20 protein-coding genes are annotated in these 24,366 nt (G+C 60.2%); 10 read left to right on the top strand and 10 right to left on the bottom strand.

The window, feature by feature from the left end; all coding sequences use genetic code 11:
* The 5 genes from IRZ24_RS01140 to IRZ24_RS01160 form a co-directional block, all read left to right on the top strand.
* Positions 1 to 715 (top strand): hypothetical protein (locus tag IRZ24_RS01140; RefSeq protein ID WP_297159779.1); only part of this gene is annotated, 715 nt, incomplete at its 5' end.
* Between the two features lie 283 nt (positions 716 to 998).
* Entirely contained in the window at positions 999 to 2,078 is a 1,080-nt protein-coding gene (gene ltaE / locus IRZ24_RS01145; RefSeq protein ID WP_297159780.1) for a low-specificity L-threonine aldolase, read from the top strand.
* 144 nt (positions 2,079 to 2,222) lie between these two features.
* A complete protein-coding gene (locus tag IRZ24_RS01150) occupies positions 2,223 to 2,948 on the top strand; it encodes a hypothetical protein (protein ID WP_297159782.1) in 726 nt (241 codons plus the stop codon).
* 152 nt (positions 2,949 to 3,100) lie between these two features.
* Positions 3,101 to 3,952 carry an SDR family oxidoreductase gene (locus IRZ24_RS01155; RefSeq protein ID WP_297159784.1) on the top strand — a complete coding sequence of 284 codons (852 nt, stop codon included), beginning with the start codon at positions 3,101 to 3,103 and terminating at the stop codon, positions 3,950 to 3,952.
* A 98-nt stretch (positions 3,953 to 4,050) separates the two neighbouring features.
* Complete coding sequence (locus tag IRZ24_RS01160; RefSeq protein WP_297159786.1) at positions 4,051 to 4,962, top strand: oxygenase MpaB family protein; 912 nt, start codon at positions 4,051 to 4,053, stop codon at positions 4,960 to 4,962.
* Between the two features lie 339 nt (positions 4,963 to 5,301).
* Here the strand turns inward: IRZ24_RS01160 and IRZ24_RS01165 are convergent, their stop codons facing one another.
* The 5 genes from IRZ24_RS01165 to IRZ24_RS01185 all read right to left on the bottom strand — a co-directional run bounded on the left by IRZ24_RS01165 (position 5,302) and on the right by IRZ24_RS01185 (position 11,534).
* Entirely contained in the window at positions 5,302 to 5,457 is a 156-nt protein-coding gene (locus tag IRZ24_RS01165; RefSeq protein ID WP_297159788.1) for a hypothetical protein, read from the bottom strand.
* 145 nt (positions 5,458 to 5,602) lie between these two features.
* A complete protein-coding gene (locus tag IRZ24_RS01170) occupies positions 5,603 to 5,944 on the bottom strand; it encodes a DUF971 domain-containing protein (protein ID WP_297159790.1) in 342 nt (113 codons plus the stop codon).
* Positions 5,945 to 6,101: 157 nt separating this feature from the next.
* The gene (locus IRZ24_RS01175) at positions 6,102 to 9,092 is read right to left on the bottom strand and encodes a CHAT domain-containing tetratricopeptide repeat protein (protein WP_297159793.1); all 2,991 of its coding nucleotides are present in this window, start codon (positions 9,090 to 9,092) and stop codon (positions 6,102 to 6,104) included.
* 272 nt (positions 9,093 to 9,364) lie between these two features.
* Complete coding sequence (locus IRZ24_RS01180) at positions 9,365 to 10,303, bottom strand: hypothetical protein (protein WP_297159795.1); 939 nt, start codon at positions 10,301 to 10,303, stop codon at positions 9,365 to 9,367.
* Between the two features lie 457 nt (positions 10,304 to 10,760).
* Positions 10,761 to 11,534 (bottom strand): hypothetical protein, encoded by a 774-nt coding sequence (locus tag IRZ24_RS01185; RefSeq protein ID WP_297159797.1) that lies wholly within the window; start codon positions 11,532 to 11,534, stop codon positions 10,761 to 10,763.
* 384 nt (positions 11,535 to 11,918) lie between these two features.
* Here IRZ24_RS01185 and IRZ24_RS01190 point away from each other — a divergent pair, with 384 nt between their 5' ends.
* The 3 genes from IRZ24_RS01190 (at position 11,919) to IRZ24_RS01200 (ending at position 15,317) form a co-directional block, all read left to right on the top strand.
* The gene (locus IRZ24_RS01190) at positions 11,919 to 12,662 is read left to right on the top strand and encodes a DUF4388 domain-containing protein (RefSeq protein WP_297159799.1); all 744 of its coding nucleotides are present in this window, start codon (positions 11,919 to 11,921) and stop codon (positions 12,660 to 12,662) included.
* Positions 12,663 to 12,980: 318 nt separating this feature from the next.
* Positions 12,981 to 14,498: a cache domain-containing protein gene (locus IRZ24_RS01195; RefSeq protein WP_297159800.1), complete on the top strand. Its 1,518-nt coding sequence runs from the start codon at positions 12,981 to 12,983 to the stop codon at positions 14,496 to 14,498.
* Positions 14,499 to 14,651: 153 nt separating this feature from the next.
* Complete coding sequence (locus IRZ24_RS01200; RefSeq protein ID WP_297159801.1) at positions 14,652 to 15,317, top strand: hypothetical protein; 666 nt, start codon at positions 14,652 to 14,654, stop codon at positions 15,315 to 15,317.
* 42 nt (positions 15,318 to 15,359) lie between these two features.
* Here IRZ24_RS01200 and IRZ24_RS01205 read toward each other — a convergent pair whose 3' ends face one another.
* The 5 genes from IRZ24_RS01205 to IRZ24_RS01225 form a co-directional block, all read right to left on the bottom strand.
* A complete protein-coding gene (locus IRZ24_RS01205; protein ID WP_297159803.1) occupies positions 15,360 to 16,121 on the bottom strand; it encodes an ABC transporter permease in 762 nt (253 codons plus the stop codon).
* A gap of 8 nt (positions 16,122 to 16,129) precedes the next feature.
* A complete protein-coding gene (locus tag IRZ24_RS01210) occupies positions 16,130 to 17,149 on the bottom strand; it encodes an ATP-binding cassette domain-containing protein (RefSeq protein WP_297159805.1) in 1,020 nt (339 codons plus the stop codon).
* Positions 17,150 to 17,217: 68 nt separating this feature from the next.
* Positions 17,218 to 17,829: a TetR family transcriptional regulator gene (locus tag IRZ24_RS01215; RefSeq protein WP_297159806.1), complete on the bottom strand. Its 612-nt coding sequence runs from the start codon at positions 17,827 to 17,829 to the stop codon at positions 17,218 to 17,220.
* 90 nt (positions 17,830 to 17,919) lie between these two features.
* Entirely contained in the window at positions 17,920 to 20,394 is a 2,475-nt protein-coding gene (locus tag IRZ24_RS01220; protein WP_297159808.1) for an aldehyde dehydrogenase family protein, read from the bottom strand.
* Between the two features lie 384 nt (positions 20,395 to 20,778).
* Positions 20,779 to 22,299 carry a serine/threonine-protein kinase gene (locus IRZ24_RS01225; protein ID WP_297159810.1) on the bottom strand — a complete coding sequence of 507 codons (1,521 nt, stop codon included), beginning with the start codon at positions 22,297 to 22,299 and terminating at the stop codon, positions 20,779 to 20,781.
* Positions 22,300 to 22,722: 423 nt separating this feature from the next.
* On the opposite strand from IRZ24_RS01225, the gene IRZ24_RS01230 reads away from it, so the two are divergent.
* A complete protein-coding gene (locus tag IRZ24_RS01230) occupies positions 22,723 to 23,580 on the top strand; it encodes a DUF4397 domain-containing protein (RefSeq protein WP_297159812.1) in 858 nt (285 codons plus the stop codon).
* 57 nt (positions 23,581 to 23,637) lie between these two features.
* Entirely contained in the window at positions 23,638 to 24,306 is a 669-nt protein-coding gene (locus IRZ24_RS01235) for a class F sortase (RefSeq protein WP_297159813.1), read from the top strand.
* Positions 24,307 to 24,366 lie beyond the last annotated feature (60 nt).

A 24,366-nucleotide genomic window follows, 5' to 3' on the forward strand; every position in this document is an offset into this window, starting at 1 on the left:
CGGCCATGTGGTCGAGAGTGCACGTGATACCTTTACGTCGGGAACGACTCCGGTGGAGGGCTACAGTACGGCTATCGCCGATGCGCTGGCCCATCAGGCTGATGTGATCTTTCTGGCCGGCACCGATGTCGATGCAGTGCGTCTAGCCCATGAGATCGGTATTCTGTCGCGGGCCCAGCCGGATAATACGGCGCTGGCCAATTTAAAGGTGTTGACGGGTCCGGCTGTTGCTACGAGCCTGCTCCTGGGCGAGGGAGATAGCGCCGATGCTTTCTTGGCCCGTTCCTTTCCCGAGGATATGCAGCGCATTTATGTCCTGGCCTATGCCGATCCAAGCGAGTGGAGCAATGTGCCGCAGTTGGAGCAGCCTACGCTCTTCACCGACTGGGCCGGTATTTTCCAGAACCAGAAGGAGAGCGCTAATAATGCTCCACCCCCCGATCAAAATGCCATCATGACTTATGATGCGGTGCGTGTCCTGGCTCGCGCAGCCTCTTATGTCAAGGGCGCGCTCAATGGCCCCAATGTGCGCGCTATGCTCAATGCCCTTGGCAACGGTCCCCTACCGGCCTTTGACGGCGCCAGCGGTCGCATTAGCTTCGATTCGCTAGGGAACCCGGGCGATAAGGCGCTGGTGATGCTCCAGGTTCGCCAGGACCAAACGACTGGGGCTTCCACGTTTGCAATGGTTCGTCTGTTTGGGGCACTACACTGACGCATCTTCCCCTCGTCAGAAGGCCAGCCACGCTGGCGCATGAGGCGTGATCCTCTCCAGGAACTCCATGCCGATCGGCTGTGCCCAGTCCGATCGGCATGGAGCTGCTTGTTTGCTTGTCGCCGTCTGACAGGGTCTTCACGCCTCTCTCCTCCTCGGATTCGCCTTTGAGAGGTGTATGCGGTATACTGAAAGCAGCTTTGCCAGTCTGGTCTGGCCGGAGCTGGCCTGGTAGGCCAGTATCTTGCTGGGAGGGCAATATAGCAGGAAGAAGGAGCGCACGATGGTGATCGATCTGCGCAGCGATACGGTGACTCAGCCAACGCCCGCGATGCGTGAGGCCATGTATCGCGCCGAGGTCGGTGATGATGTCTATGGCGAAGATCCAACGGTGAACCGCTTGCAGGAATTGGCAGCGGAGCGCCTTGGTAAGGAGGCGGCGCTCTTTGTGACCAGTGGCACGATGGGGAATACGACGGCCCTGCTGACGCATGTGGGACGTGGCGCGGCGGCTATTGTGGGTGACCAGGCCCATATCTATCGCTATGAGGGCGGGGGCGCGTCCCGCCTGGGCGGTATTCAACTCTGGGTGGTGCCCAATCAGCCAGATGGGTCCTTCGATCTGCAGCAGCTCGCCTCGGCCATCACCGATGAGAGCGATGAGCATACGCCGCCAACGGCTCTGCTGTGTTTGGAGAATACGCATAATCGCTGCGGGGGGTGCGTGCTTTCCCTGGAGCAGATGACAACTCTCTGCCGTCTGGCTCATGCGCACGGCCTCCGGGTCCACGTTGATGGGGCCCGGATCTTTAATGCAGCCGTGGCTCTGGGCGTGCCCGCCAGTCAACTTGTTGCTGAGGCCGACTCGGTAATGTTTTGCCTTTCGAAGGGTCTGAGTGCCCCCGTCGGTTCGTTGTTGGTTGGCAGCCGGGACTTTATCCGGCGCGCACGCAGGACGCGGAAGGTGCTCGGTGGCGGTCTGCGTCAGGCTGGCATCCTGGCCGCCGCCGGTATTGTGGCCTTGGAGCAGATGGTCGATCGTCTGGCCGAGGACCACGAGCATGCTCGCTTTCTGGCTCAGCGCCTGGCCGAGCTGCCCCAGGTGCGCCTTGATCCACCGCGTGTGCAGACTAATATCGTGCTCTTCCGTCTGCACGATGGCGAGCGCGTTCTGAGCGAGAAGGATTGCAGCGAGTTTCTGGCTCGCCTCAAGGATGAGGGCCTATTGCTGAGCAGTATGGGTGATGGTCTGCTGCGGGCCGTGACCCATTATGGCATCGAGCGCTCACATCTTGAAAAGGCTTTGGTAGTAATAAAGCGCACACTGGATGCGATGCTGCCACGCAGTGCTCAGAGAAGATGAGCAGAGCTACAGCCCTTTCCAGCGAAAGAGGCGTAGGGATTGGAAGAGCAGCGCACTCTTGCGTTCTCCTCCAAGAGGGAGAGCAGGCTCTCTCTCCCTAGGCTTTCCCAGGGGTAGAGGAGAGCCAGTCAAGCGAGGAATGGCATGATGATGGGAAATTCGCCAGCAAACTGGCGTCAGCAGATGAAAGCCGCTCGCCGCCTGGCCCGCCAGCAAGCCCGACTTTACCGCCACGAGGCACGGCGACAGGCGCGCGCCTATCGCCGCCAGCTCCGCGCAGATCAGCGGGGGCGTCTCTCTGCCAAGCCGCTTGCCGCCTTGGGCACGCTCATTATGATTGCAACTTTTGCCGGCATGGGGTATGTTCTCGTCCACGGGAGCTGGCATCTCCTCTTGACGATTTTCTTTGGCGGTTTGGCTATGAGTAGCTTTTTGCATGCGCTGGCTCAAGGACGGTGGAGAGCGAGCCTGAACAGTCTTGTCTATCTGTTGGCCACTGCCGCTTTCTTCCTTAGTGGTTCCTGGACCTGGTTCCTGCTGGCGTTGCTCTGCTCTTTCACCATCAACAGCGTCGAACAAGGTCTAAAGAGCCTGTTTGGTAGACATCCCTCCCGATCATCTCCATCGCTCCCTATCAGCACAGCAGCGCCAGCGCCGGCCTCGGAGGCGAGCGCGAACAGCGCTCCAGAGCCGCCCTATGCGCCCTACCATCAGGGTTACTCTGCGCAGAGCAGGCGGGCAGTCAGCGCCGCGCCCGGTAGAGCCGTTGCAACACCAGAAGCGCAGGCTGCTTCCACAAGCCACTATACGCAGCCGCTGATCTCCTATCCTGAAGAAAGCCCCCAGGTCCTGCCGCCGCAGTCTCATTAAGGGTGGGCGCTCGCCCCCTCTTGGTGACCTTGCAGCTCCCTCTGGGACGCGGTAGAATCCGCACAGGAGCCTTGTTCTGCCTGTTTCTTTCCAGGGCAGAAGCCAGGGCGATTACGGTAGAGCTTGTTGAGAAGCAAGAGGAGCTGCGAGCAATGACATTGACAGCGATCGCAGACGCTGTGGCCGTCGTGACGGGAGCGGCCAGCGGCATTGGTCTGGCTACAGCCCGCGCCCTCCGTAAGCGAGGCGCACACGTTGTGCTTGCCGACATAAACGCCGATGGCTTGAGAGAGGCCTCTCAACGCTTACAGCAAGAAGGTGACGCTCAGGAGCACGGCAAAGTGCTGGCCGTCGTCACTGACGTCACCGTTGCTTCTCAGGTTGAGGAACTGATGCGGCAAGCAGCGGCACTTGACGGCGGTCATCTCGACCTGGTAGTGACCAGCGCCGGTATCGGACGCGGCGGGTCGATCGATAGCTTCTCCGCCCAGGATATGGAAGCCCTGCTGACAATCAACTTCATGGGCACCTTCCACTGTGTCAAAGCGGCCTTGCCAATCATGCGGCGCCAGGGCCGGGGTCACTTCATCTTTCTCTCGTCGGTGGCCGGTAAATTGCCGGTGCCCGCCCTCAGTGGCTACTGCGCAAGCAAGTGGGCTGTACGCGGCTTTGCTGCTGCACTGCGAGCAGAACTCTATGGCAGCGGGATCGGTATCACCACGGTCTATCCTTCCTGGGTCGATACACCAATGGTTCACCAGGCCGAGGCCGACTCGCAGCTCCTCAACATCCAAGCCCTGCTCACTCCCGAGCAGGTTGCTGACGAGATGATCCAGGCGGCCCTGCACGACCGACGCGATCTGACGCTGGCACCGGATCGCGATACAGCCTTGATCCTGCAAGTCATGCAGCAAGACCCTGAGAAGGCCGAAGAGCTGATGGGGCGCGCCTTTCAACAGCGCCTGGCCCAGCTTCAGGGATCAGGCCAGGAGCAGGCCTCTTAGCCGAGGGTGCCCAGGCAGAGAGCAAGAAGCCCTGAGAAAAGTGAAAGGAGGAGCTGGCTGCAGGGCCAGGCCAAGAGCAAGCGAGGAGAAGAAGACGCATGACAGAGGCCAGACAAGCCAAGCCTAGCCAGAACGAGGTTGGCTCTTACGGTTACTACGGACCCGAAAGCGTTACGTGGAAAATTACACGCGAGGCGGCGATTCTGCTAGGGGGAGCACGCGCCGTCTTATTGCAGATCGCTCATCCGCTCGTGGCCGAGGGCGTCTATACCCATAGCAGCTACCTCACTGACCCGCTGGCGCGCACCTTGCATACGTTCATGCTCGGCCAGATCCTTACCTTTGGAGATCGGCCCGAGGCTCACGAGGCAGCACGCACCATCAACCGTCTCCACGCTGGCGTCTTTGGCCATCTGTCTCATGATGCCGGCGCTTTTCGTCGCGGGACCTTCTACCGGGCCCGCGATCAGGAGCTCCTTCTGTGGGTTCATGCTACCCTGGTCGACACGGCGTTGCTCTTCTACACCAGTCTGATTGGATCTTTGAGCGCCGATGAGCAGGAGCGCTACTATCAGGAAAGCAAGGCTCAGGCGCGCTTACTGGGATTGCAGCCCAGGCATATGCCGGCGACGCTGGCCGACCTGCAGCGCTATGTGGCGGATATGGTCGAGAGCGATCGGCTGGCAGCCACGCCTCAGGCGCGCCGCCTGGCTCATACGGTGCTGTTTCCACCGCTGCCAACTGTCTTCCGCCCAGTGCTCCATCTCCATTTTTTGATCACTTGCGGCTTCCTGCCGGAGCCGGTGCGCGCCCTTTATGGCTATCCCTGGGGGCCAGGCCACCAACAAGCCTTTGAGCTGATTATCCAAGGACTACGGAGTACGTTACCTCATCTACCACTCAGGCTGCGCACCTTGCCGGTGACGCGCCACATCATGGAGCGTCGCCTCTCTTCAATCCGCCTACAAGCGTATGCCCGCTCGGTGCGCGAAGCACGCGCCTCAGCGTAAGGAAGGCATACGAGGGAGGAGTGGGCCAGCGTCCAGAGCGATCATCAGCAGCATGAGAACAATGGAGAGTGGAGAGGCACCTCAACATCTTTAGATAAGCGACAATCGCAAGCCCGCAGAGAGATAGAGCACAAGATCTGCGAGAGGCGGATGACAAAGCAAGCAAGCAGCAAGCGGAGACCTGGCTGAGCCGGGACCAGACAGACCCCGGGACGGTCAGATCCCGCTGGCTGCTAGCCGGGCGCAGAGATAGCTGAGGGCGCCAGCGACGCAGGCGGCTATCAGTAAGCAACCTGGCAGCCATGAGGCAACCTGCGCAGCACGCAGCAGACCTCTCTGCTAGTGCGAGACAGCCCCACTTGCAAAGAACGCCAACAGCAGCAGCCAGCTTATCACAAAAGCCACCAGCAGGCGAATTGTCCAACTAGAGAGTATACGTCCTGGCTGACGACGGGCTGAGGCGCTCTCGTGCACAGATGAGCTTTCTCCACCCATAGAGAACCTCCTTTCCCAAAGACGGCGCTCACTCTTCTGCAGCGAGATATACATGTCTGCCACTGTCTAGATGTACTACATTTATTACTATGACCCAGAGGGCCGTCTTTGTTAAGGGGAACAGGACTTCTGGATTGTTCTTATATCACTTGTCGCTGGCACGACACTGCGGGCATTCACAAAGCTGGCGCAGTTTTTCAAAGGTAAAGATACCCGTGCGATGACCATCCTCCCAGATAGGAGTCAGGCCATAGCGTCCCACCGGTTCCAAGTTGACCAGCGTCGTTTCTTCCGTCGTCAGATGTTGCCGACGCTGCAACCTACCAGGCGCACCTCCCTCGCCAGCACAGATAGCACAGGGACAGGCACGGCGCAGCCTCTCCCAAGAGTAGATGCCTTCATGCCCATCGCTCCAGCTCAAGATCAGACGTCGCTGCTGGTCATCCAGCAGAAAAGAAGTGGGAAAGACATCGCGTGCTTCTTGCATTGTTCCGCTCCTTGGAGCGAACTCTCCCACACGGAGAACCAGCCAGCCGGCTCGAGTGGTGGCCGGCCTCGCTTATGGCTACTCGCTCCTCTTTTTGTACTCCAGCCCCATTATATCCCACCGTTGTTCTTGAGCAACTGTCAGAGCGGCCCGCTTGCTAGAAGAGGAGCGGGCCGGGGTCGCCGATCAGCTGAAAAGCTGCCCAGAAATAGGGGTGAGCATCACACGCGCGTGCAGAGGCCCGGGTCCGGGCTAAAAAGGCACGCTGCGCCTCGGCCAGCGCCAGGGCCTTGGGGCGGCCAGCTAGCAGCCGTTCATAGAAGAGCGTCATCAGTTCAGCGCTACTGGCATCATCCACCTTCCAGAGGGTAGGCAACAGCGAAGCCGCGCCCGCATAGAGAAAGCCACGTCCCAGTCCCATCACCTCATCCACTCCTCCTAAGACTACACGCCCTGTCTCACAGGCGCTCAGGGTGACTAGCGAGCAAGCAGCCAAATCAAGATTAAAGACCTCGATGCCGCTCAATTGACGATCAGCCAGTTGGATAAAAGAGAAATTCGGCGCATCGAGGCGGAAGAGACCATGAGCGGCAATATGTACGAGCGGGGCCAGGGGTCCAGCCTCCAGCAGGCGCGCACTCGTAGCCTCCTCATTGACATAGCAAGGGGCACCCAGCAAACGGGCAACGGCCTGGGCCTCCGCCACGGCCCAGGGCAGACGCCCGTGATCGGAGAGGCCCAAGACCAGAGCTTGGCGTAACGCCTGCCGGTGCGTGCGCAGGCACTGACCACGACGTTGGCAAATCTCCAAGAGCCGCAGCGAGGGCAGATACGAGACCGCCACGCGTTCTACTAAAAATTGCACGCCATCGAAAAGGCAATGGAACGGCAGATAATGCAGCAGGCCATAGGGGACGATCAGCAGGTGCTCGCAGGAGTAGAGAGCTGGTGCTGCCGGCTCTAACAGCAGATGATAGAGCTTTTGAAGCAGGCCCAGGCAGTTCTCCTGCAAAGCTACTAAGTCACGGCTGGCCTGCTCAGGCGAAGCCGCCGCCTGGCTCGCCAGATCAAGATTCAAGCGCCAGCGCGTATAGAGGCGTTCCAACTCAGGTAAGGCCCCAGGCAGACGTCGCCAGCGCAGATGGCCCTCCGCCAACGAGAAGATGTAGAGGTCATCAGCGGCAAGATAGTACTCCAGCACCACTGTACGTGGTCCCAAGGAGCGCTCCAGCGCTGCCAGACGCCTCAGCCAGTCTTCCGTCCCCTCCCTGCCCCTTGTCCGAGAGGGTGACAGGCCTGCCTCAGCAGGCAGATGCAGCCGCTCTAGCAGGCGTTCGATCTGCTGCTCCCGCCGTCGCATCTCCTGCCGGGCCTGAGCTGGATCACTCAGTCGCAGACGCATAATCGCCGTCTCGCTCAAGTCAACTCGCTGCTCCGTCCCATAAAGGAGTGAACTAAACCAGGCCTGCTCTTCACGCAAACGTGCCAGCTCTTCTAGTAGCGCCTCCTGCTCCGGCTGTCCAGGACTTTCAAAGTGGACGCGGATCTCAAGCGTATTGCGCACATAATCGCCAAGCACCCTCGACTTGGCCCGCTCTACATAGCCCAAAGCTTGCGCTCCATCGCCACGACGCAAGGCAAGGAGCACTGCTCTTTCATAGATCGCTCGCTTATCTTCGAGAAAGCTAGCGCGCGCATCGAAAACCAGACGCGCCTGAATCTCTTCGATACCCTGGACTGCCCGCTCATAGGCTTGAGCAGCTTCCGCCAGGGCCGCGCGTCGCTCTGCAAGCTGACCACGTAAATCCTCACAGCGATAGACCAGCTCGACCATCTCTTGCCCCTGCGCCAGTGCCAGAGCTTGAGCGCAGAGCGAGTCAGCCAGGGCCTCATCGCCGCAGCCGGCAGCAATCTGGGCCTGCAATAAGAGAGCACGCGCTAAGTAGGGGAGAGCAGCCTGTTGGGAGAAAGCGGTAGCGGCCAGACGTGCAGCGGCTAGACTCTCATCAAGTCGTCCACAGGCAAAGAGGAGTTCGGCTTGTAACAGCGCCAGGGAGGCAGCAGGGACCTGCAAGCCGCCTGCCTCCAGGAGCAGGCGCGCCTCCGCCAGTGAGCGTTCCGCCTGCTCTAGCTCTTTTAAGGCCAGGGCCGCTTGCGCCTGCCACATCAAAGCCTGGGCCAGATGATACTGCCCCCGACCACCAGGCACCGCCCGGAAAAAGGCCACCGCCTCCTCTGCCAGTTCAGCCGCCTCGCGTCCACGATTCAAGCGTAACAGGCAATAGCAGGCCTCACAGGCCACCTCGGCGGCTGCCAGCGCTAGACCGTGGCGCTGAAAAGTCGCGCGGCTGCGATCGAAGAGGGCAAGCGCTCTGCTGAAATAGCCCTGGGCAGCATAGATCTGGGCCATATTTAATTCCTGACGTGCGACCGCCAATTCCTGACCACGATAGGCAGCAAAGGTAGCTCGTGCCTGCTCATGGAGAGCCAGGGCCTCGCGAAAGTGACCTAGGGCGGCCAGAGTGACCGCCTTATTGGCCCAGGCCCGTGCTAGCGGTAGCTCTACCCCCTCGCCATGCTGGTGATAGGCCTCGATAGCCCGCTCAAAAAGCTTGAGCGCCTGGTGATAGTGACCAAGCTCATAGTGGACGATGGCCGCATTGGCATCCATTTGGCCTACCCGCAACCAGTTGCCATGCCGAAGAAAGATCGCTCGCGCCGCCGCAGCGTCTTGCAGCGCCTCCCCGAAACGGCCCATCTGGAGACACACCGCAATGCGTCCGCTGCGCGTGCGAGCCCAGCCGAGCTGATCATTGCAGGCCAGAAATTCCTCACCAGCCGCATCAAAGTCCTGCAGGGCCTCCTCATCATGCTCCAGGCGCCGCAGGGCCTCAGCTCGGGTCAGCAAGCCAAGCCCACGGTAGTCGTGCCGTCCAGTGAGCTGCCCGATCAGCAACAGGTAGGCAGCCAGACGCAAAGAAAGCAGCGGCTCGTCGTGCCAGCGTCGATCAGCCTCTTGCTTCAGGGCCGCCACGAGGCGCGCCAGGGCCAAGGGAGACAGCGAGGGGAGCTGCTGAATCAGCAAGCGCCGGCCCTCTTCCTCATCTGCACTCAAGAGCCGCTCAGCGAGCAGTTCCCAATCCGTCATATGGAATGCCGATAAAGGAACAGAATAGCGCTTATAAGCCAAGGATCACATAGAATAAAGTAGCAATAGCAAAAAGAGAAAAAGAAACCGAAGATAAGCGGGTAGGCCCGAGCCTTCTCTCTCTTAGCCAGATTCCAAACGTTTGGAAGGCCAAAAAATCACATCACCATCATCAGGTGCGGCCTGGCGGCAGAGCGAGACGTGCAGGATAGAGGTCCCAAGGGTGAGAGAAGCCGCCAAGTCGCTCGCAGGCAGTTAGAGAAGAGACGGGGCTACTCTGGCAGTGCGAGCTGCAGCGACTCGATCACCACAGTTCCCTCGGGGAACTGCAATTCCAGAGTATACATCTCGGGGGCCAGTGCCGAGAAGAGGAAATTACCCAACTCATCGATTTTACCAGAACGTACCGTACCTGAGGCAGCCGTCAGGCGCACCGGTGTTCCCTGGAGCGCCTCCAGGGCAGTTCCCTTGCGAGTCACAAAGCCGATCAGCTCCAAGCCATCCTGATGCGAAGGGCCATATTCCACATGGAGAGAAATGCTAAAATCCTCAGCGCTATAGCGGCGGGGCCAGAGGGCCTCAGCCTGCTCCATCTGGGTCAGATCGCGCTGATAGGCCAAGCGCGGCTGAGGAGCCAGCAACGTAGCCACAATGCGGCGCGCACTGGAAGCCATCTGCTCTCCCAGCGACGCCCGCCCTGGTCGGGCCGCCGCCAGCGGGCGGGCCTGGGAAGGGCCATCATCCAGCGGCCAAGAAGAGGGCCAGGGCAGCGCCTCACTGGCCTCGGCCTCGGTTTCGGTCGAGGCTTCCTCTTGCTCGAGAGCTAGCGAGGCGGCCAGCTCCAACTCAGCCAGATCCAGTTCAGAGAGAGGCGAAGCCTCAGCAAGCTGAGTCTCTGCAGTCAGAAAGTGGGAGAGGATCGCCAGCTCTGCAGTACAATGCTGGCAGGTAGCCAGGTGGAAACGCACGGCCACAGCGACCTCCTTATTGAGCAGGCCGAGATAGTACTCGCCAAGCACCTGAGCCGGGGGACAGTCCCAACGATACAGCGACTGGAGCAAAGTCAACTCAAGACGGCGATAGCTCTCCACCCGCGTCGCGCAGGTCGGACAAGTAGCCAGGTGCTCCAGCACAGCAGGTCGTACCTGCTCACCGGCAAGATAGGCGAGCATCTCCTCGTCGCTGATAGCACCCCGTTGACGACATTCCATGAGCGTTTCCTCTGACCTTTAACTGAACTGAGTAAAACTGGCTGGTAGCCGCATCTTCCTCTTAGGCGTTCCCCACTCGCTCACACCTCAAGCCAAGGGAGCGAGCGCGACCACGCCAGCGCGGCAATTTCCGAGCATTGGTGCGTCCCTTGAAACGCCGGTCTGACCTGAGCCTTCCACGCCAATCTGTACCACGGGGCGAGACCTAGGGCCAACAGAGCAGGCTCCTTCTTTGTCTGCCCGCCTGTCTGCTTTCCTCGGTTTCATCCCCAATAAACGGCTACGCCTGCGATTTTAACGCCTTTGAGCGTCGACTGCAAGAGCAAGGAGAGAAGGAGAAAGACCTGTCCAGCCAGGCCCCAGGGACTAGGACTTGACAACCCTTGACGAGGCCTAACCAACCTTCCCCAGTCCGCACCTTTCTCCTAGGCAGACCGCGATGAGATACCCCCAAGAGCTACAGGCCCTTCACCAGCGCCTGCAAGCGACGATTGCGTCGGAGACGATCTAACATATTGCGCTTCAAACGATAGACATCATTGACCGACGGGAAGAGATGCCGAAAGCGCAGGCAGATCTCTGAGGGCTTCAAGCCCTGGACATAGGCCAAATAGATCAGCACGCGCTCCTCCTCACTATGCAGCTCCTCCATGATGGCTTGCCAGAGATCCTGAGCAGAGAGCTGAGTCAAGACCTCCTCAGCCGGGTCAGCGACCGCTGGCTCATGCTCCAGAGCCTCGAGCGCCTGCTCAAGCTGCTGGAGCTGCTGGGCACGCCCCTCATCGGTAACCACACTGTGCACGCACATCTTGAGATACTTCAAGAGCGCGGCCAGGGAATCGAACTGCTCAACCCGGGTCGGCGTCAGCGCCTGAGAGAACTTGGCAAAGACCAGGTTCACTACCGACTGCCCTCCATCACGCTCCACGAGGGAGGTGGCCGCCGGATGCTGATGCACCCAGCTCAATACGAGGGGGGCATACTGCTGATAGAGAGCGGCCCAGGCCTCCTCATCACGCAGCACTAAAGCCCGCCGGAATAGCTCTAGACAATAACGCTCATCCGCACGATTCTGCTTCAGAAAGCGGCTCGTCTCCTCAGCACAAGCACGCGCCAGAGCAGGAACAGACCACTGTGCCAAAGGCCGCAGCCGATCATCCCTATCCGGCTGGGCCGCGGCACCCGGCTGCGACTCGCTCTCGCCATGAGAAGAAGAGCCGCGAAACTCCATAAGCAGACGCTCCTCCACAGGCCGTAGTAAGCGCTCACCAGCCAGCCGACCTGCTAGCAGGCTGGGTGCAAACGCTCTTGCAGTATAGCATCAGCCGCCGCGGCTGGCAAGCCCAAAACGCCCGTCACCGCCCTCCTATCACCCTTTCAACTGCCCCTGGCCGCTGAGTCAATGTGCTCTCCATCAAATACCAACCATGCAGATTTTATCACAGCAAGCACCTGGAACAGAAACAGCCCCTGACGTGCTAAGAAAGATATCCCAGAAGATACGCTAGGGATGGTACATTTCCCTTGTCTATGCTATCATAGATTGGCGGTTGCTGCCGACATTCGACTCAATGGGGAGCGGAGGGCGGACATTATCGGGCAGAGCGAGGCACCCATGCCACAGCAACGACAGACAGTCACTAATCGGCTCGCCGATGTGATCGAGGTCGTTCAGCTAGGACGAAAAACAGGCCTGCTGACGGTTGAGCGTGGGGAAGGGGCAGCCCTGGAAGAGGGTGCCATCACGTTTGTGAATGGACAGCCAGTGCAGGCACGGCTCGGGCCACATAGCGGCATCGATGCCCTCAGACGCTTGAAGCTCTGGGGTCCTTGCCGCTTTGCCTTTGTGCCTTTCACCCCTCCATCGTCCTCACCACCGCCTCTGCTCGATGGTCACGCTACTCCCGGCTCGCTGCCGGCCCTTCCGCAGCGCCAGGGGACCGATCCGCGCTTGCGCCGTGTGCCCACGCCACCATCCTCGGGCCCACTGGGTTCGCTGCCCTTCTCAGGTTCAGGTACAGGCTCAGGTACAGCGCCGGGCCTAGGCTCAGCGCCGGGCCAACGTGCTACCCCGTCGCTGCCTCTGCGCCAGACTGAACCCCACCCGGACAGATGGGTGCCCCTGCCCGGAAGTGGGTCCTTTTCTCGTGCTCCTAGCCGCGTGTCGCTCTACGACGATGCTTTGCAACGCCTGGAGCAGCTCGGCTTCTCGCGTATCCACCGCCGGCTCTATCTGCTGATCGATGGTAACCGTACACCTGCCGAGCTGGCCCGCTTGATGGGCCGCAGCGAGGAGGAGGTCCTGCGCTTGCTCGCCGATCTGGAGCGCGCCGGCTTCGTCGTCTCTTCATCATCATAATAAATATATTCATAATAGATGAATATCTGCTAATTATAGAGAAATAAGGCATCCAACGCTCAATAAAGAAGATGCGGCGCGCAACAGCGCCAGCTCTGGCCTTCCCTTTGGCTCCATCTGGCCGTATTTGTTCGCTGTGCCAGTGGCTTTGTCGGGGATCTTGTGTAAGAAGGTGCCCCTTCCAGGCTTGAGAGCGAGATAGGCCAGTTGATCTCTCCCAGTAGCATGGTGCCAGCCAAGCACCAGCATGCCAGTGCCAGTAGATCGGGGCGGGGCGCTGCTGCCGCCCCTTGGATACCAAAGGACGGGTTTTCTTCCATGCGTGATCAAGCGATGTCGTCATACCGCCGGCGGGGCCTCTCCCTGACCGCGCGTGTCTCTTTGCTCCTGGTCTTTGTCGCCATTGTTCCGCTACTCATCACGATCGTCGTCAGCCAGTTCGTCTCTCGCCCTGCTCTCACCGCTCAAGCACGTACCTCTCTGGATACCGATTCCAGCGAGCGCGTGCAGTTGATTAGTAACTATCTGAATGAACGACTGCTTGACGCTGAGACCCTCGTCCAGGTGCCTTCGGTGATCCAGTTTCTGCTTGCTTCCCCAGCCGAACGCCAGGACCACGACCTCAGCGTTCATTCGCTCTACGCCCTTCAAGCTGGCATCAACCGAGACAATCGCTATACGCTCTGGTGTCTCTTTGATGCACAAGGACACCTGGTCCAGTATTGGCCGACCACTGTTCGGCCCCAGAATCGGGGCCAGTCCCTTGTTCCCCTTCCGTATCTGCGGCGCGTCAATGCCAACCAGCTCTTTATCTCCGGCGTCTACTACGATAGCGCCCACAATAAGGCCTCGATCGATATTTACGCTCCTATTACTTTCCAGAAGCATGTGATCGGCTTCTTGCGCGCCTCACTCAATATCGACTTCATCTGGAACACTGTCAACAGCGAGACGGGCGCTAATGGACCCGGCAGCTATGCCTTTCTGCTTGACGAGCACGGGGTACGCATCGCCGATCCTGATCCTACGCGTCGCTTCAAAGCTGTGGCTTCTCTCTCAGCCCAAGAGATGCAAGAGGTAAAGACCGAGGGTCTCTACGGCCTCCAGGGTAACCAGGACAGCTTGCCCCTGCTGGCTGATCAGGCTCTGGCCGATTCGCTGCGCAGCAGCCAATTGTCTTCCTCCTTTGAGGCCACCCCTGCCAGCGAGAATGAACCATACGAGATCTTGCGCCATAAGATGACGGTCGTTCCCTGGACGTACTATGTGTTGAGTCCGGTCAGCACCGTAACGGCGGTGGTCAATAATCAGATGGTGAGCACGATTGTGATTGCGGCGGCCATGCTCCTGTTGGCGGCCTTTGTTGGTCTCTGGCTCGGTCAGCGTATTACGCAGCCGATCTTGCGCTCGGTTGACCACCTGCGCCGCAGTAGCGAGTCGCTGCAGACGCTGGCAGCGAAGCAGCAGAGCTCTTCCAGTGAACAGCAGTGGGTGATCGATTCGGCTCAGGTGGGCCTGCAGTCGGTACAGTACTATACCGATGCTAGCAATGTGGCAGTCCGCCAGTTGATGTCGATGGTGACGGAGCTGCTGCAGCGCTGGCCACAGCTCGATGCGCGCACAGCTCAACGAGCGTTGCAGGAGATGGCCAATACGGCGCGCTATATCGAACAGGCCATCCAGTATCAGGAGACAAGCAATCAGAAGCTGGCCACAGCGATTAAGGTCACAACTCAGGTCAGCGAGCAACTGGCGGCAGGTGCTACCTCGGCCACCAGCGCCGCCGAGCAGTTGGAGCAAGTGGTGCGCCAGCTACGCCGTGTGGTGGGCCGCTAGTCGCTGGGAGCGCTGTGTCTCTGCTCGCACAGCGCTCGCTTGGCGTTGCAAGAGCAGCAAGCAGGACGATGCCGCGTCCCATGCCTCGGCTATCGCCCTGCTCTTGTTTTGTTCGCTATTTTCTGTGTTGTCTTTCATCGAGGGGAGAACGCTATGTCTGCTATGTTGTCTGCCGGCAGTGCAGAGAAGGGAGCAGAGCGCTGGCTGCCGCTGGGACCAATTGTGCGCTTGCAGGTTCAGACGGCCCCGCTCAAGGTGCCAGGAGATGCTGAGGAACTGCGCTATGATCCGGCTCCGCTGCGGCCTGTATCTCAGCTATGGTTATCTGCCGATGGAGTATTTGCGCTGCTGTCGGACGGCTCTCGCCTGTTGGATGTGCACCATCGCGAGCATCCACGCTCGCGCAATCGCGGCGGCAAGAACGGGGTTTCGCTGGGCTTCACGGCTCATTATCGGGCAATGCGCGCGCGTTTCGGCGAGCATCTGAGCGATGGCTGCGCAGGGGAGAATATTCTCATTGCCACTGAGCAGCCGGTCCGTCTGGAACTACTTCAGAATGGGCTGGTGATTATTGGGGCCGAGACGGGGCAAGCGGTGCGGTTGACGCGGCTGCGTGTGGCGACGCCCTGCCTGGAGTTTACGCGCTTCGCTCTGGGTCCCGAAGCGCTGTTCGCCTCTCCCTGCGAGCTGAAAGCAGCGTTGCAGTTTCTGGATCGGGGACAGCGCGGCTTTTATGCGACCTGCCCTGTAGAGGAGGCGCTTCCTATCGCCTGCGGCGACCAGGTTTTGGCTTTGGCAGCCTCGGCGGACCAGGGGTAGACCAAGGCCGAGGCCGCCGCTGCAGGATAGCAGGCTCACTGCTTAGATGGCCGTTCGCTTGAGGGAGTGCAGGCTCCAGAGAAAGGCCAGGAAGGTACACAAGCCAGCACAGAGGTAGCCCTGCCAGACGGCTACCTCTCCCAGCCTGCCCAGAAAGAGGGCCCGCGCCCCGTCAACGACATAGGCGAAGGGATTGAAGCGCGCTATCGCTTGCAACGGAGCTGGGGCCAGCGTCAGGGGAAGCATGATCCCCGAGAGGAGTAGGAGCGGAACACTGACCATGTTGAGCAGCGATGAGAGGGCTTCGGCACTGCGTAAGAGGAGGGCCAGGCTATAGGAGCAAGCCGCCAGACCCAGGCCTAGCAGGGCAAGTAGCAGAAGCGCTAGCAAGAGGCCGCTAGGGGAGACCCGCAGCCCCAGTGGTAGGGCTATGAGACAGATCAGGGACACTTGGATGAGCAGGGTCATTATGTCGAGCAGCAGGCGGCTGAGTAACAGGGCCGTCCGTGGGATAGGCGTCACTAGCAGACGCTCAACGAAGCCGCTCTGTAGCTCCACGACCAGTCCAAAGCCCACATAGCCCGCTCCAAAGATGGCCATCATGACCAGGAGACCTGGCACGTAGACGGCCATGGCTTCGCCCGCCGGCATAGCTGAGATGCCGCTCAGGTTCTGCAGCAACGGTGCAAAGAGGAGCAGATAACAGAGCGGCTGGAAAAGACCAAAGATGATCCAGATAGGATGATGCCAGGCCTGCCGAGCCTGGCGCAGCCAGAGATAGAAAACACAAGAGATAAGCTGCATGCTAGTGCTCACTTTCCTTTCCAGGAGAAATCAGAACGGATATCAGGAGGGGCTATCATTGGCTCCCTTCTCAGAGAGCGACCGGTATAGCGGAGGAAAGCGTCATCTAACGAGGGGCGCTCCAGGGTCAGGCTGGTGACGGTTAGACTAGCTTCCTCAAGCAGACGGAGTACAGCCGCGAGGGCGACCTCCGGCTGCTCTACAGTCAGACGTAGTCGCTCGCCGTCGCCTTCTTGGTGAATGGCCCGGATATATGAACAGGGGCGCAGCAGGGCTGCCGCTTGCTGCCCAGGGTTGGAGGAGCCGGATTGCGCCAGAGTGAGGATGAGGGTCGCACCAGTGCTCTCTTGCTTGAGCTGGTCAGGAGTGCCCTCGACGACAATGCGCCCCTGGTCGATGAGCGCCAGATGGGTGCAGAGTTGATCAGCCTCGTCGAGATAGTGGGTGGTCAGGAGGATGGTGACCCCTTGAGCCCGCAGGGCGCGCAGGGAGTCCCAGAGCTGGCGCCGGCTGGCAGGATCAAGGCCCAGGCTCGGCTCATCAAGTAGGAGTAGAGGAGGACGATGCACCAGGCCCAGCGCCAGATCGAGACGCCGACGTTGACCACCTGAAAGGGAGCCGACAGATCTTCCAGCTAGCTCGCTTAGCTCCAGTTGCTCAAGCACTTCGCTAACGCGCCGCCGCGCTGCTTGGCCTCTCAGGCCATAAAGGTGGGCTTGTAACATGAGGTCCTGAAAAACTGTTGCCCGGATATCTGTACCTCCTTGCTGACCGACATAGCCGAGCCGGCGGCGTAGCTGCTCCGGGTGACGGCGTAGCTCAATGCCGGCGATGGTCACGTTTCCCCGGTCCGCTGGGAGCAAGGTGGCTAGTATCCGTAGCAGGGTAGTTTTGCCCGCCCCGTTCGGCCCCAGAAGGCCAAAACATTCGCCTTCGGCGACGCTCAGCGAGAGGCCACGCAAGGCTTCAACGCTGCGCCCCCGCCAACGATAGCTTTTCCAGAGATCGCTAACGCTGATGAGAGACATCGCTTTGTCTTCTCCTTTCATTGTTATATACATACCGAATGTATGTATGGAAGCTAAAAAAAAGCCGACTAGGGTGCACACAGGCCACGAATGAAGATCTCGACAGCCTCGGTGGCGCAGGTGCGCAGAGAAAAGGCGCGGGGATTGAGAAGCCAGAGGCTGCTGAGACCCATGATCAGGCTGTAAGCGGTTATGGCGGCTTGCTCGGGAACGACCTCGGGGCGGATCTCGCCAGCGGCACGGGCGCGTTGGAGCAGCTCGGCAAAGTGGCCAATCCCGGCCTGAACAGCCTGGATCTTCTCAGCGACGCCGCTCTCCAGCTCGGGCAGTAAGCCAGTGCGCATGGTGGTTAGCTCTAGCATGGCGCGAAAGTCGGCATCCTCTTCAGGGTAGCTCAGCCAGGCCAGGAGAATTTGACGCAGCTTCTCCAGCGGAGAGCCATCACGCTGATAGAGCGGCTGTAGCTTGCGCGCGGCGCGCTCATACTGCTCACGTACCAGGGTATTGAAAAGATCAGCCTTGCTGCCAAAATGCCACTGAATGGCCCCCCGCGTTGTTCCCGCCCGGCGTGCAATTTCCTCCAGCGTGGTGGCGGCATAGCCATGCTCCAGAAAACACTGCAGGGCCGCCTGCAGTAACTGCTCACGTGTCCGGGCCGCTGCTTCCTGGGTTCTCCTCATTGCTGGCTGCCCTCTCTTTCTGAATACATACATACCACATGTATGTATCTTTGTCAAGGGAGAAACCTCGCCAGGCGAGGGGGAGAAAGGCTACTCGCCGTAGGGCACCCAGATATTTTTGACCTGGGTTGCCTCGCGCAGAAACTCCTCACCTTCACCCTGGACGGGATCAAGCCAGTCGCGCGGATGGCCATAGTTCACCCAGGTGCGCTTCATATTGCTGGCGGCGGCCAGCTCGACGCGCTTGCTCCCTTCGGCGCTACCGAAGTACCAGACCGCCTCAACATCCTCATGCTCGGCCAGCACCTGAATGAGCGGCTCGCGCTCGCCGGTGACGATATTGACGGCTCCGGCAGGTACGTCGGAGGTTTCAAAGACCTGGTAGCAGTCGGTGGCGCTCAGTGGGGCCTGCGGCGACGGGATGACCACCAGCGTATTGCCCATTGCCAGGGCTGGGGCCACGAGGGAGAGGAAGCCCAGCAGCGGGAACTCATCGGGGCAGGCAACGCCGATGACGCCCACCGGCTCGCGCACCGCCAGCACCATGCCGCGCAGGGGCGGACGGTGAATGCTGCCCTCGAATTTATCGCACCAGGCGGCGTAGCTGAAGAGACGGGCAATGGCAGCCTGGACCTCCGCCGCGGCCTCAGCGTAGGCGCGACCTGTCTGCTGAACCAGGCGCAGGGCAAACTCTTGTTCGCGGGCGGCCAGGTTCTCGCCAATATAGAAGAGGACCTGAGCCCGCTGGTGGGGAGAGGCCTCGCGCCAGGCGCGCGCGCTGTGAGCCGCCTCAACGGCATTGCGGATATCCTTGCGGTTACCGGCGCCGACCTGGCCAATGATTGTGCCCTGGGGATCACGGACCGGCAGGCTATAGCCGCTGTCCGGGCGGACCTGCTTGCCGGCGATGAACAGCTTGGGGGTGCGATCGATCGGCGGGATGCGCCCCGCCAGATCAGCAAAGACCTCGCTGCCGGCCAGAGCCACGCCATTGCTCCCATGCTCGGCATGGCCATTGCCGCTATGGGCCTTGCTTTCGCCGCCCGCTGAGGCTTCGGCCAGCCCACGCCGACGCCCCGAGCGAGCCGCCGCGCCCTCCCAACGGGGACGTACGTACTCGTAGAGGCCCTCTTTGCCACCCTCGCGCCCAAAGCCGCTTTCGCGATAGCCTCCGAAGCCACAGGCGGCGTCAAAGAGGTTGGTCGCATTGATCCAGACAGTGCCGGCCTGCAGACGTGCGGCTACATCAAGGGCCAAATTGATATTCTCGCTCCAGACGCTGGCTGCCAGACCATAGCGCGTATTGTTGGCTAGGGTGACCGCCTCGTCCGGCGTGCGGAAGGTCATGGCGACAAGCACGGGACCAAAGATCTCAACTTGGGCGATGGTCATGGCCGGAGCTACGTTGGTGAAGAGCGTCGGGGGGAAGAAATAGCCCTCGCGCGGACAGGCCGCTGTTGCCGGTTGCCAGAGCTGGGCTCCTTCCTCAACGCCGCGCTCGACCAGGCGCTGAATCTCGCGGAGCTGGGTCTCCGAGACGATGGCTCCGATGTCAACCGCCTTGTCGAGCGGGTCACCAACGCGCAGCTTCTCCATGCGCGCTTGCACTTTAGCAATCAGACGCTCGGCAATGTTTTCTTGGACAAGGAGGCGCGAGCCGGCACAGCAGACCTGGCCCTGATTAAACCAGATGGCGTCGACAACCCCTTCGACGACGCTATCCAGGTCGGCATCGTCAAAAACGATGAAGGGCGATTTACCGCCCAGCTCTAGCGAGAGACGCTTGCCGGAGCCGGCAGTGGCGCGGCGAATGGCACGGCCCACTTCGGTCGATCCGGTGAAGGCGATCTTGTTGACGTCGGGATGACGTACCAGGGCCTCACCAACCTGACCAGCCTCGCCGGTGACAATATTGACAACTCCCGGCGGGAGGCCAACCTCTTCGACGATCTCGGCAAACTTCATGGCCGTCAGGGGGGTGTAACGAGCTGGCTTGAGGACGACTGTGTTGCCCATCGCCAGGGCCGGGGCCACTTTCCAGGCGAGCATCAGCAGGGGGAAATTCCAGGGAATGATCTGCCCCACGACGCCAAGCGGCTCGTAGCCGGCCAGCTCGCTCTCCATGAGCTGGGCCCAGCCGGCATGATAGTAGAAGTGGCGCGCAACCAGCGGAATATCGATGTCGCGCGTCTCTCGGATAGGTTTCCCATTATCGAGGGTCTCCAGCACGGCAAGCAGACGCGCATGCTTCTGGATGTGGCGGGCAATGGCATAGAGATAACGTGCACGCACGTGACCCGGTGTTTTACTCCAGCTTGGGAAAGCGCGCCGTGCCGCCGCCACGGCTGCATCGACATCGGCAGCGCTGCCCGCCGCTACCTTTGCCAGTACTTTGCCTGTGGCTGGGTTGATCGTCTCCAGATACTGACCGCTGGCGGGCTTCACGCGGCGGTTGTTGATGAAGAGATCAAAAGGTTGGCGCTGAGCCAGCCATTGCAGCGCCGGCTCCGCCGCTTCGAGAGCCGGCCCATATTCCATCGATTCGAACAACTCTAACACGCTCATAGCAGTGATACGCCCCCCGAACGTCTTGCCAGCGAGCCAGCGAGCGGATCATAAGCCAGGCCCGCTGGCAAGGGCTATTGTATCCCAGTTGGCTCCTCGGCGGCAAGCCCTCAGCCTTTCAAGCTGCTCGCTAGACCACTCCGCTCCTTGCTTCACACGTTCTCCCCTCGGCTGCGCACCGGAGGCGGCCCTCTGGCCAGGCATCCCAGCACGGCAAACGGCCGCCAGGCCTGTGGCCAGCTCTCACAGCCCATTACTTAGCCCAGTCAATGAGCTTGGCTGGCCAGTCTCTAGACTATACGACGCCAGAGGTCGGCGCAGTGCCCTGCACTAATCAGCAATTAACGAGCGGACAAACAGGCAAGCAGCTTACTAGCCTCTCCTCTACTCGTTATGAGGAAAGCCGGGTGAGAGCGTCCACAGGCCGCTTTCGCCAGTAAAATGGCCATTCTCATCGTGCACCTCGAAGCTACCGGCCATCTGACTGCCCACCTTGATCACGCCCTCAAAGACCAGAGCAGCCTTTCCTCCATAGATAGGGACCGTAAAATGAATCGATCCTCGGAGGTCCAGCGTCCCCGTGCAAGGGCCACTTTGGCCCAGTCCACTAAAGAAGCCCGAGAAGCGTTCCTGATGCTGCTGAACGCGCGTCAGCGCCAGAGGGGTGCGTGTATTTGTCAGCAGATCCTGAACAGTGCCGACATAGTCGGCAAAAAGGGCCGGATAGGGATAGGCTGCACCTGCCAGCGGCACCTGCCCAGGAACGCTAGCTGTGGCATGAGCTGGCGAGACAGAGGTAACAGAAGAAGAGCGGCTGAGCAGCGAGCGTAGCGGGCTGCTCAGTCCCAGCGTTAAGGCACCTGCCACCAATGCCAGGAGCAGAGCCAGCACCAGACTGATGAGCACCAGGCGGCGCTGTCGGCGTGGCTGACGGCTTGTCAGGGCCTTACGTTCCGAGAACAACTCGGTTGAGGCGGCCATGACTTCCAGCGCTGGTGTGGCTTCCTGGCGGCCAGCGGTCCTCTCTGCTGGCTCGGCCTGGGCATGGCTCACGAGAGAGCGCCAGAACTCGCGCACCCCAGCAAAGCGCTCTTGACTATTGATAGCCATTGCCCGCTGCAGATCCTCACTGACGGCCTCCGGCAGCTCGGGCACCAGCTCATGGGCGGGCCTGAGTGGATCACGCTCAGCCCCGTTCTGAAGCAGTAGCACGCGTTCAAAGGCGTCGCAGGGCAGGTGACCTGTCAGTAGCGTGTAGAGCGTGGCCCCCAGGCCATAGACATCGGTGCGTACATCGCTACGACCGTGCCCTCCGTACTGCTCAGGCGCCGCGAAGCCTGGCGTTCCCTGACGGAGCGTTGTCGTCATACCATCGGGGATATAGAGCTTGGCCAGGCCAAAATCAACCAGTACGGCACCACGCCCAGCCGCAGGCACAATGATGTTCGAAGGCTTGACATCGCGATGGATAACTGGCGGCTGCTGGCTGTGCAAATAATCAAGCGCGTCGACCACCGGCTCTAGCGTCGTCAACAAGTGCACCAGAGGAATACGCCAGCCAGGGGTGAGGCGCCGCAGCTCCTCTAGATTGGCACCGCGGATATAATCCATCACGAGATAACTACGCTGGGTGCGCACATCTTCAAAGAAGCGGTAGACACGCGGTAAGGCCGGGTGCTGCAGGCGCATGAGCAGGTTCGCCTCCAGTGCCAGGCTGCGCCGCTCGCGCTCAGTGGTCGTGATAACCTCCTTGAGGGCAAAGAGCCTGCCGGAGCCTCGCAGTTCCGTCACCAGGTAGACTGATCCGAATCCCCCTGTCCCCAAGCAGGCTTCGACACGATAGCGGGTCTGAGCGGGATCTTTAATAATCGACCCCGTCCTCAGCCTGGCCTGTGTTCTCTGCATCGCAGACTCCAGCTTATCGACACGCTTGTAGACGATACTTGCTTCATTATACGGGCTGATCGATAGATCAACAAGAGTTATGCAAGTGACCAGCTCATCAGCGTTCATATACCGATGTCAGCACGGTGAGATGAGTGGTGCGACAGCTTGATTGATAAGCTGATCATTGTCGCGATGACAGGCTCTCCTCTTTTGCTCCGTCAGCTTGCTCATTTCCACAAGAGGGGGTTAGTCTCTTCTCCTGCTCGCTGCGTGGGAGCCTAGCCGTCCGGTACCACGCTCTGGACAGGAGAGATACCAGCCAGACTGACTGCTGTCACTACTTTGTCTTACCTTTAACTATCTTTGTTCGTTCTAACAGCGGAAAGCGTCTCCAGTCTTTCCAAAGAAAAGCTGGGAGAGGTTGATCTAGGAGGAGTGTCCATGAGAAATAGCGCGCATCGCTACCTCCAGCCGGGCAGTTTTCTGCCGCTCATGTTTATGGTGTTCTGGCTTATTTCACTGGGGTGGATGCCAGGCCCCGGCGCCAACGCGAAGGCCGAGGCTGCTCCCTCAGCTTTCGTGCGGATTATGCACGCTTCACCCGATATCGGGGTGGCTGACATTTTCCTCGACGGGCAACGTGCTCTGAGCAATTTCCAGTTTGGCACGGTAACCGACTACCTGGCTATTCCACCGGGGCCACATAAGGTACAGGTGGCCGTAATCGGTAAGGGAGCCAATGCCGCGGTGATTACGCAGACACTCTCGGTAGAGCCAGGCTTTGCCTATACGGTGGCAGCCATCGGCCTCCAGGCCACCGGCTTGTCGCTAGTGGTTTTTAAGGAGGATAATAGTCTGGTGACTGGCAAGGCGAAGCTACGCTTCTATCATCTTTCTCCCGCAAGTGGACCGGCAACCTTGTTAGTCAACGGGGCTCCTCTGATTAGAGATCTGGGCTATCTGCAGGCCAGTAATTATACACTGCTGACCCCAGGTCGCTATACTTTTGATGTGGATTTGACTCAGAAGGACATCTCTCAGCAGGTGACACTAGAGGTTCCAGCGAATCAGATTACAAGTATTTTCAGCATTGGCCTCCCAGCCGGACTACCGAAACTGGAGCTGGTGACGCGCCAGGTAGCGGGTACTCCCGGTTTACCGGACACGGGAAGCGATCCGTACGCCTCTCTTTCTAATGCTAATGAAGGGGGCGTACCGCTGGCCCTGCCCCTCTCCCTGACACTCCTGTTGCTGGTAGTCGGCGCTTCATCGGCCTTTGTCTTGCGCAGTCGCCGCTGAGCACCGTTCTCAGCGGTGGGTTTGCGAGTAGCCGCAAAGCCAGGCAGAAGGTTCAGGATGCCAGCGCGAGCAGGAGAGCACTTTCAGCGAGGGCAGGCACGAAGTAGCTGGAAGGTGCTGGGCTGGGTCGTCGTCGTGCTAGTGTGGTCGCTGTTAATCGCTGGCTGTCACCAGCCCAAGACGGCGGCCACTCAGGTGCGCGATGGCAAACCATCGCCGAGCAGAGAGGCCTGGCTACCTGATCTCTCTCCCCAGAGAGGGAGTAGACAGGCGCCCGGACAGCCCCTGCATCTGCGCATTCCAGCCATTGGCGTCGATGCCGCCATCGAGCCGGTAGGGGTGACGACCAGCGGCGAGCTAGCGGTACCGGCACGTCAGCCCTGGGACGCTGTGGGCTGGTATCAGCTCGGCCCGCGCCCCGGTGAGCGCGGTAGCGCCGTTATCGATGGTCACCTCGACCGTCCAGGAGGGGCCCCGGCTGTTTTCTGGCGCTTGCGCGAGCTGCAGCCAGGCTCGCTTGTCCAGGTCCTCGATACGCAGGGGCAATGGTGGTCTTTCCGGGTGCGTGCCCTGGCCTTCTACCCGCCAGCGCAGGCCCCGCTGCAGCAGATCTTTGCGGATACGAGTGGCCACTACCTTAATTTGATCACCTGCGCCGGCGACTGGATCGCCAGTCAGCATCAGACACGTCTGCGCCTCGTTGTCTATACAACGCTGATCAGCTAGAGCAGTCACAGGCTCCTCGAAAGCTATAGCTCTCCTGCTCCCGTTTGTTTGCTGTCAGTT

The organism is Thermogemmatispora sp., assembly GCF_019683755.1.
Taxonomy (GTDB): domain Bacteria; phylum Chloroflexota; class Ktedonobacteria; order Ktedonobacterales; family Ktedonobacteraceae; genus Thermogemmatispora.

Coding starts and splice junctions, on each gene's coding strand:
- ltaE (WP_297159780.1), top strand. CDS start 999: ATGGTGATCGATCTGCGCAGCGATACGGTGACTCAGCCAACGCCCGCG.
- IRZ24_RS01150 (WP_297159782.1), top strand. CDS start 2,223: ATGATGATGGGAAATTCGCCAGCAAACTGGCGTCAGCAGATGAAAGCC.
- IRZ24_RS01155 (WP_297159784.1), top strand. CDS start 3,101: ATGACATTGACAGCGATCGCAGACGCTGTGGCCGTCGTGACGGGAGCG.
- IRZ24_RS01160 (WP_297159786.1), top strand. CDS start 4,051: ATGACAGAGGCCAGACAAGCCAAGCCTAGCCAGAACGAGGTTGGCTCT.
- IRZ24_RS01165 (WP_297159788.1), bottom strand. CDS start 5,457: ATGGGTGGAGAAAGCTCATCTGTGCACGAGAGCGCCTCAGCCCGTCGT.
- IRZ24_RS01170 (WP_297159790.1), bottom strand. CDS start 5,944: ATGCAAGAAGCACGCGATGTCTTTCCCACTTCTTTTCTGCTGGATGAC.
- IRZ24_RS01175 (WP_297159793.1), bottom strand. CDS start 9,092: ATGACGGATTGGGAACTGCTCGCTGAGCGGCTCTTGAGTGCAGATGAG.
- IRZ24_RS01180 (WP_297159795.1), bottom strand. CDS start 10,303: ATGGAATGTCGTCAACGGGGTGCTATCAGCGACGAGGAGATGCTCGCC.
- IRZ24_RS01185 (WP_297159797.1), bottom strand. CDS start 11,534: ATGGAGTTTCGCGGCTCTTCTTCTCATGGCGAGAGCGAGTCGCAGCCG.
- IRZ24_RS01190 (WP_297159799.1), top strand. CDS start 11,919: ATGCCACAGCAACGACAGACAGTCACTAATCGGCTCGCCGATGTGATC.
- IRZ24_RS01195 (WP_297159800.1), top strand. CDS start 12,981: ATGCGTGATCAAGCGATGTCGTCATACCGCCGGCGGGGCCTCTCCCTG.
- IRZ24_RS01200 (WP_297159801.1), top strand. CDS start 14,652: ATGTCTGCTATGTTGTCTGCCGGCAGTGCAGAGAAGGGAGCAGAGCGC.
- IRZ24_RS01205 (WP_297159803.1), bottom strand. CDS start 16,121: ATGCAGCTTATCTCTTGTGTTTTCTATCTCTGGCTGCGCCAGGCTCGG.
- IRZ24_RS01210 (WP_297159805.1), bottom strand. CDS start 17,149: ATGTCTCTCATCAGCGTTAGCGATCTCTGGAAAAGCTATCGTTGGCGG.
- IRZ24_RS01215 (WP_297159806.1), bottom strand. CDS start 17,829: ATGAGGAGAACCCAGGAAGCAGCGGCCCGGACACGTGAGCAGTTACTG.
- IRZ24_RS01220 (WP_297159808.1), bottom strand. CDS start 20,394: ATGAGCGTGTTAGAGTTGTTCGAATCGATGGAATATGGGCCGGCTCTC.
- IRZ24_RS01225 (WP_297159810.1), bottom strand. CDS start 22,299: ATGCAGAGAACACAGGCCAGGCTGAGGACGGGGTCGATTATTAAAGAT.
- IRZ24_RS01230 (WP_297159812.1), top strand. CDS start 22,723: ATGAGAAATAGCGCGCATCGCTACCTCCAGCCGGGCAGTTTTCTGCCG.
- IRZ24_RS01235 (WP_297159813.1), top strand. CDS start 23,638: ATGCCAGCGCGAGCAGGAGAGCACTTTCAGCGAGGGCAGGCACGAAGT.